This is a genomic window from Burkholderia sp. BCC1993 (assembly GCF_905339865.1).
In the GTDB taxonomy this organism is placed as follows: domain Bacteria; phylum Pseudomonadota; class Gammaproteobacteria; order Burkholderiales; family Burkholderiaceae; genus Burkholderia.
In genome coordinates this window covers 53,804-61,551 of the sequence record NZ_CAJPGZ010000029.1, presented here as the reverse complement: position 1 = coordinate 61,551, position 7,748 = coordinate 53,804, and the positions used below count along the sequence as shown (strand labels likewise).

6 protein-coding genes are annotated in these 7,748 nt (G+C 58.4%); 1 reads left to right on the top strand and 5 read right to left on the bottom strand.

Features of this window, described 5'->3' with window-relative positions:
* Nucleotides 1–62 precede the first annotated feature (62 nt).
* On the top strand, nucleotides 63–1,094 hold the full coding sequence (locus U4Y91_RS34765; RefSeq protein WP_321808874.1) for a site-specific integrase: 1,032 nt from the start codon (nucleotides 63–65) through the stop codon (nucleotides 1,092–1,094).
* A 161-nt stretch (nucleotides 1,095–1,255) separates the two neighbouring features.
* On the opposite strand, the gene U4Y91_RS34760 is transcribed toward U4Y91_RS34765, so the two are convergent.
* The 5 genes from U4Y91_RS34760 to U4Y91_RS34740 all read right to left on the bottom strand — a co-directional run bounded on the left by U4Y91_RS34760 (nucleotide 1,256) and on the right by U4Y91_RS34740 (nucleotide 7,706).
* On the bottom strand, nucleotides 1,256–2,191 hold the full coding sequence (locus U4Y91_RS34760; RefSeq protein ID WP_321808873.1) for a hypothetical protein: 936 nt from the start codon (nucleotides 2,189–2,191) through the stop codon (nucleotides 1,256–1,258).
* A gap of 133 nt (nucleotides 2,192–2,324) precedes the next feature.
* Complete coding sequence (locus tag U4Y91_RS34755) at nucleotides 2,325–3,569, bottom strand: hypothetical protein (protein ID WP_321808872.1); 1,245 nt, start codon at nucleotides 3,567–3,569, stop codon at nucleotides 2,325–2,327.
* 120 nt (nucleotides 3,570–3,689) lie between these two features.
* On the bottom strand, nucleotides 3,690–4,343 hold the full coding sequence (locus tag U4Y91_RS34750; RefSeq protein WP_321808871.1) for a hypothetical protein: 654 nt from the start codon (nucleotides 4,341–4,343) through the stop codon (nucleotides 3,690–3,692).
* Nucleotides 4,340–4,744 carry a hypothetical protein gene (locus tag U4Y91_RS34745; protein WP_321808870.1) on the bottom strand — a complete coding sequence of 135 codons (405 nt, stop codon included), beginning with the start codon at nucleotides 4,742–4,744 and terminating at the stop codon, nucleotides 4,340–4,342. The genes U4Y91_RS34750 and U4Y91_RS34745 overlap by 4 nt, the downstream gene beginning before the upstream one ends.
* Nucleotides 4,745–4,823: 79 nt before the next feature.
* Nucleotides 4,824–7,706, bottom strand: a complete 2,883-nt coding sequence (locus tag U4Y91_RS34740; RefSeq protein ID WP_321808869.1) for a glycoside hydrolase family protein — start codon at nucleotides 7,704–7,706, stop codon at nucleotides 4,824–4,826.
* Between the last annotated feature and the right edge of the window lie 42 nt (nucleotides 7,707–7,748).

Sequence of the window (7,748 nt, the reverse complement as noted above, 5' to 3'; positions counted from 1 at the left end):
TTCCGCAAGCCCTCCTCCCGTTGCTACGGTGCATCCCCTGACAATCCACCACAGGGGCAGCAATGGAGCACATCATCAAACTCCCTAGCGGGCGCTTCCAGGCCGGCATTCACTATCCGAATGGCAAGGTAAAGACTCGGACCCGTGACACCTATGATGAGGCTGAGCAGTGGTTACGGCTCCATCTCCCGCGCATGAGTGGACATGCAGCGCGCGACGAGCGCCGACAAAAACAAAGCATGCATGTCGATTTCGTCCCGCCCCCAGCTCCACGCCGCGACCTCACGGTAAGAGAGGCCATTGAGAGGTACGCCAAGGAAGTAACCCCCCACAAGAAGAGCGCGCATACGGAGATGGGCGTCATCAGACGATGGCTCAGACATCCCCTAGCAGACCGCCTCCTTTACAGCATCCGAGGGGCGGACTTAACCGCGTACATGAATCAGCGCCTAGCACAGGGAATCAAAATCGCTACCATACGCACCGAGATTGCGTTTATCTCACACCTATACGAAGTGGCGCGCGCTGATTGGGGCTATGAAGACGTTGTGAACCCCAGGAAAGCCATGAGGCGAATGAAGCAGGGCAACGTTAGAGACCGCCGCCTAAGGTCGGGTGAGTACGCCAAAATCATCGACTGGTGCGAACGGACCGGAGACCACTTGCTCAAGGTCGCCGTAATCGTCGCGGTCGAAACTGCGATGAGACGCGGGGAGATATCCACGCTCACTTGGCAGAACCTGGACCTTGATGGCCAACTCGCGTATCTCCCCGATACGAAGAACGGAGAGCCCCGCACGGTGCCCCTATCCAGCGTGGCAGTTGCGGCCCTCCGAACGCTCCCAAGGAATCCCGACAGGTACGTGTTCGACATCCTGAAGGGGAGCATTGCGAGGCGCTTCAAGAAGGCCCGCATAGCGTGCGGCATGGAGGACTTCACATTCCACGACTTCCGGCATGAGGCCGTCTCCCGTCTATTTGAGAAGGGATTCAACATGGTGGAGGCCCGAACCATCAGCGGCCACAAGACACTTCAGATGCTCAACCGTTACACGCACCTGGACCCTAGGAGTCTGCTGGGACGGCTCGGCTAAAGGTGCCCCACTGGAACAGTTTCCGCTGCTCCCAACCACGCTCATATGGGACACGTAAAACCCACCCCACGAGCGCTCCACTAAAACGCCAACGTTCAACTCCGTGCCCTCTTCGGACACGTATCTTGCCCCCGTGGAGCCTAATGGACAGAGTTGCCGGATTAAGTGGAAGGCGAAACCAGAAGGTAGCCCCCGAGGGGGGCAGTAGCAGCAGCTTGCTCTATCGAACTCAGCGGCCTGGTGGGCATTCTCGAATCTATAGCCAGCGCGTAGCGGGTTGCAAAGCTTACGGCAAATGTCGCGTCAGCAATACTCAGTGTTTCCGTTCCCACTCTCTGATTTCTTGCGAATGCGCCATCGCCAAGTCGTATCAAAGAAGGCACAGTCGCCTTGAACCGCAGCACATCGTTCAAGTTCAGCGGCAAAGCGAGCGTAAGCGCTGAGCGGTTCGCGCCTTCGAGATGGTAGTGCATATAGCGAGCTAGTTCCCCCGCGCCGTGCTGTCCCAGCGCACCTACCAGTTGGCTCGGAATGACGTCCGGACCGCCAGGCTGAAGCCGCTTTATCAAAGCGCTGGCCGCCAACTCTACGGCCTCGGCCGATGTCGCAAGCGCTTCGGCGATATCGCCCTCCTTCTCCGCAAGCTCCGCGCTTTTGATTTTCGCTCTGACCTCTGGCGAAGTAATCAAGTCGGACAGAGACACGCTGGAGAACTCGCACGAAAAAAACTGCGGAGTTGCGACCTCAAAGAACTGATCCACATAGCCCAGCAAACGCACCGCGTCTGCCGCGCTGGGAACCAGTCCGTAATGCTTGAAATTCACTCTTGCCTTGTTCAGGTCAGTCATGCGAGCTCTAAACGGTGTTTTCGCGTGCCCACCCGCTGACGCGTCAATGTAATCCATGCATTTAATGAACTCTTCTGGCGGCTTCTGCCCAGTAGAGGGTAGCTGCTTGATAACCGCCCTAAGAAAAAGCTCTACCGCGTCTTGAGCGATAGAAACGGCCAGTCCGGACGCGACCGCTTCATTCCGAGACATGAACGACTCCGCTTCGCTGTACAACTGCTTGCACAACACCAACTGGTTGAGCTCCATGCCCCTTCCTTGTTGTCAGGTGCCTGCTGCGTTACGGGCCCCTCTTATGGAGCCCCGGATCAATATACTTATGATAATGGACGGCTGGGTAGCGAAGGACTGGTGACGACTACCGTGTATATCCCCGCCCCTCTCATCTCTCTCTGCTGATGGCTACGCTACTGCCCGTGTGCTGAGTGAATACCAACCTCATCACGTCCTCCACTAAGCCTGCTTCGTCTTCCTTGACCAGCACTGCGTCATGGATTGGTAGGCCAACAATTCCCAGAGCCCTCAACTCCAACATCACGCCGACGATAACATCGCTTTCGGTCCTCATAGCCTCCATCCCCGACCGGCAATAGAAGCGATGAGCAATCGGCGCATGGTAAGTCTCGATGTCCCGACAAACCCGCGATAGGCTTGCCCCTGTAGGTAAGGCACCGGCCTCCAGGTCATCGAGTCGATTGAACCTATTTCCCGCGTGGGTCATTGCACCAAAGACCTTCTTGATTCCCGCGCGGTGAAATTCATATCCCGGCACTGCATAGGCATCACCAGCGAACGGAATCCCCTCAAGACCATAGTGGATGGATGGCCCCATCTGCTTGTAGTCGAGCGTCACCGTAGGCGCTCCATCAATGCAAACAACCTTGCGCTGCCCCTTGGTCATCTTCTGCCAGAATCCGCCGCTGAGCCGCCCGCCGTGCGCGAAGGTCCCGTTATTGAAACTGCGAGTCATCTTCCGGTCGTGGACGGAAATTCCTGGCACATCACCGGCCAGCTCAATGTCAGCGCTGCTCAGCCAACCATTGATGGTCTGAACCTGCTGGCGCAAGCCGCACGTTGCGTCATCGTCGATGTACTGAATCCAGCTACTCATCCCCGCCTTCTTCGACGCCTTGAGAATGATGACCTCTTCCGCGTCATCCCGCTCGAAGTCTGCATAGCCCAGGTTCAATCCTGACGCGCGCTCAATGAGCCGCCATGATGATCTGAACGTGGTCTGAAGGTTCATACTGCCGAACGGGTTGACCATCCCCAAGGAAACCTCCAGCAGGCCGATTTTCGGGCACGCCAGCAGGTCCATAACGTCAGGCAAGGTCTTGGCCATTACCTCTGATTGATAGCGGTTTCTATAGCCCAGAATCCGCTTGGAGCGAGTAACCGTGATCCACCCCGTTCGCCCGCACACATCTGGGAGCAATGCCTCGCAGATCAGGCATTCCACCTGACGTTCAAATACGCGCTGATCGTCCGGTCTACGCTTCCTCTGCCTCAGCCCAGATGCCAGTTCGTGGTCTTCAGCTTCCTTCACGATAGACAGTACAAGGTCCTTGAGCAGTGGATTACGGGCCACGCGATGGCTGTTCAAGTGTCTATCACGGGACTCGCCCATGGTCGCCTCCATATCCGTCCTCTCTAGAAAAACGAAAGCCCCCACCGAAGTGAGGGCTCAAATTGACTCGATGCCATTCGTTGCGCGCGCATCTTTCCTTGAAATTCAGCCGAATCTTGACTAGCCTGCTAGCGGCAGGCTGCGCAGCGACAGCCGTTCACGAAGCGCCCCGCGTCGCTGAATACATTCTTCGATGGTCTGTTCGAGCTTGGCCAGGACGGCCGGCTGATTTGCAGCCAGCGCCGCCCTCTCCGCCTCTCGCTTATCCCTCGCCACCTTGCGCGCCTTCTCCCGTGCTTTCTTCTGCTGCGGCGTGAGTGGCTGTTTGGTCAATGCTTTGGTCAACCTCCCGTCTTTCTTGAGCTGCTTGATTAGCTCCTGACCGGCGGGCGTGACATACAGCGCATGGCTCCGGCCCACCCTGACGCTACGGAACCACTCCGCATCGCCATGCCTCCGGGAGCGCTGCTGATAGTGGCCCGCTCTGTGGGTCAGCAGGTCAGCGGCAAGAAGGTTCTTGAAGATGGCCACGCTGTTGAGCCCGCCCAGGCTGCGGACGAACGCGCTGATTTCCGGGAGGTCCGGTGGTGCGGTATCGATGTGTGAGCGGCCCTGATCGTGCGCGCACTCATTCGCGGAGACATCGGGCTGAGCCTCAGTCTCTACCGGCCTGCCGCCATTCGCCAAGCATGCATGCTGAGCGGCCAACGCCTGAGCCTTGACCTCGGCCAGCTCATCCTCCCCTTCCCAGGGAAGCAGCTCCACGTTGCTCACGCGCCCTCCTTTGCATGGCCGGTCCGCACGACGAATGCAACGTGCCCCAGGCCCTCCAGCACCGCCAGTTCCTTGGCCAGCTCGTGCCGATCAAATCCAGCCAGCGCTAGGAACTCATCCGAGATTCCCGCGTGTTCCCCGAACCCCGCAACCTGAAGGTCATCCAGATGCTTCTCCCAGCCGGGGAAGCCCCACGCCCACCGCGCTGCGCCTTCACGTTTCGCGATGGCGACGGGTGGGTTACTGCGGATGATCGATGCGAGCTCGAAGGGGCTCTGAGCTCGAACGGTTGTGCCGTCATCGTTGAACACTGCGGCCCCGTCCGTGGCTATGGCCACGACTGCCAGCAGCGGCGCAAAGGCTCCATCGAGAGCCACGAGGGTTTCGTTACGTTGGTTCATAGGTTTCCTGGGATAGAAAAAGAAAAGCCGCCCTCACCATCACTGGCGGGGCGGCATGGGCTGGATCGGATGGACAGGGCTACTTCGCAGTTCGCTTTGCTTCCGCGAGTCCCTGTGTCCAGGCTGAGATACCGTTAATCATCAGAGAACGAAGATTGTTCCTACGCTGGTCTTCGCGGCGGGTGCCATCGTCAGCCAAGTAGGTGACTTTCAGCGCTTCGTTAAAGCCCCCGATGTCCTTGCGAGCAAGGGCTCCAATGGCCTTTTGGAATTGACCCACATCCCCGACCTGATACGCCACATCGGTCAATGCAGCACGCTGGCCCGCACTGATCGTGTACCAAAGCCCCGGACGGGCGGCGTCCACGGCTTGCTTGGCTCGCTGTTCATAACGCGGTAGCGATACCTCTAGGAGCCGCGCGGCCTGCTCAGGGGTAATCTGAACAGTACCTGCCTTGATACCGTCGATGGAGGCTGGCGGAATCCCTGCCCGTCGGAAGTCCTCTCCGATGGTCGCGTCATTCGCCCTGAGGTTGTAGCCGTAGCCGATATTCAAGCCCGCCTTAGGGTTCGGGTCAGGCGTTGCCTTGAGTACCAGTCCTTCGCCCATCGCAGTGAGCGAAGCTGCCAAGCTGGTGGATTCGAGCGGATTGAGTCGACTGACACTGAAGAGGAAATCTTCGGCCTGCTTCACTTGAATCTTCGAGCCCTGACCGGTGAGGCGAGAACCCGACAGCCCTGCAAAGCTCGCGGGCGCAGTCGGAAAGTTGAATACGTTACTCAGCGCCCCATTGAATGCGCCCTCCCGAACCTTCGCAATTTGTCCACGCATCGTGTCATTGATCTGGTTGAGGTTGTACGCCTTCGCGAGCACTGCGGAATTCTCGATGAGGTCCTGTGGAGTGGCCGTTCCAGCGACCAGCTTCTTGTGCAGTGACGACATCAGAGCACGCTCGTCCTGGGTAAGCAGTTTAGTGGCGGCAGCCTCCTGCATGATCTGGCCGAACGTAACATCCGCCAGCTTGTGAACCGGAGCCCCGTTGATGAACGCGGCCAGCGTGTACTTCCCGTCCCTACCGTAGATCAGGCCAGGGTTCACGTCCTCACCGGACTTCTCGCGAGCCTGATCGCGCGCCTTCTCTAGATAGTCGGCAATGGCCTCCTGCGTTCTTTCATTCGCCTGATTTGGAGGAACTTGAAGGTCCATTTTGTTTACCGAGTCGTAAACGAAATTTGATTGAACCTGTTGCTGAATCCACGCCTTGGCTTGATCTTGCGTAGCGCTTGGGTTGCGTAAATAGTAGTCGTGGAGCTGAAGGCGCGCCCATGTACTGGTTGCCTCTTCGTTTTGCGGTGCACCTCCGAAAAGCCTCCCGACGATCCAGACCCGCTGAAGTAGTCCGGTAGTTAGTCCAGATACATCTTTGGCCACCTGAATCTTCCATTGCGGATCATTGGTGAGCTCATTCGCGCGCTTCTGCGCTTCAGGCGATAACGTCCGATACGCCGTCTCGTATGCCGTTCCATCTGATACACCAGCCGCAACCTGCTTCGTATATGTACGGAACAGATTGCCCGCCTTCTCATCAAAATAGAGTGCCCTCATTTGGTCCGGTAGATGAGCGTAAAGGGACGCGGCAATTCGAAACTGGCTAGAAATCCACCCGTCGCTCGTTGGAGCAGCATTGACCGTCCCATCAATGAGGGCCTTGAGCTTGCTGTTTGCGATGTCGCTGCGGCCAGACAGGGACGTAGTCCGGATGATTTGATCTAACGCTTGCTGCACGGCTGGCACTCTAGAAAAATCCCCCGATTCGACAGCACTAGCAGCACCTAGCATGGCCCGCACTGCTGGCTCCTGGATTGAATCAAGTGCTGACTGAGCCTCCTTTTGGCCTAGCGCCCAAGCGGTCCCCGTGCTAACCGCGCGCACTGCTTGCTGAGCCTGCAACGCGCTATCGGCTAGTCCCTGAAGGCGTCGATACTCACCCAGCGCCGCGCTCGCACTCTTGAACTGGTTCAGCGAGCCGATGCGGTTCACGAAGTCATTGATGTCAGGTTGCTTGCCCTGACTCGCGGCCTCTTCATCCGCTACGGTCCTCTTGAAGAAGTCCGTTTGCTGAGCCTGCTCGATGCGCTGGTTCTGCTCTTCGAGCGCCCGATGCTGGAGGCGGGTGGCCTCTGATTGAATCTTCGGGTTCATCTGCTGGAGCGTCAGGCCCGTGTGCGGGTCCTTGAACTGCGTGAACAGGTCGAACAGTTCCGGACGGCCGCCAGCTTGCGAGGACAAATTGTTGATCTTGTCCAGGAGCATGTCAGCCATCTCAGGGCGGGTCATCATGCCCATCTGACCGCGCATCGGCTCCAGCGTCTGCTGAACCCCATCCCACATCTGCTGGAGGCTCTTGGTCGGGTCCAGGACACCATCAGCTACAGCGGAGAAGTTGCCGAATGCGGTTTCCTTCAGGCGCTGGAACTGCACCTGAGCGTAGTCCTTGCGGACACTATCGGCCGTCGTAGCAACGCTCTTGGATACTTGGTCGACAATCGCGGGGTCCGTGAGGCCAGCCGTGTGCTGCGCTACCTGCTCGTGGAGGAACTTCTCCGGGTCGAACCCGTCCTGGTTCTTGTGCTCCTGGTAGGCGCTCAAGATGTCCGACTGAACCTGATTGCCAATCTTCAGGCCCACCGCGTTGCGATAGCCCTGAGCGAACGTGTCGTTGAACGCTGGGTCCACGCGGGAGTCCGCAGACGGAGGCGGAACCTTGATGCCTCCGGTTTGCGCGTCGATGAGCCCCGCGTCACTGAGCTGGCCTGCTGAGGTGCCCGCTTTGAAGGCCTGTGTGGCGTCCTTCTGGTTCTCCAGGTTGACGTACTCCTGCAGTGCGGGGTTGAACGTCTGGAGCCCTGTAAGAAGCCCGTGAAGCGTTGCATCCTGCTGCGGTGCTGCGTATGTGTCCACCGGCCGCTCCTGAGGCTGGGAGAACACCTGACGGCCCGTAAC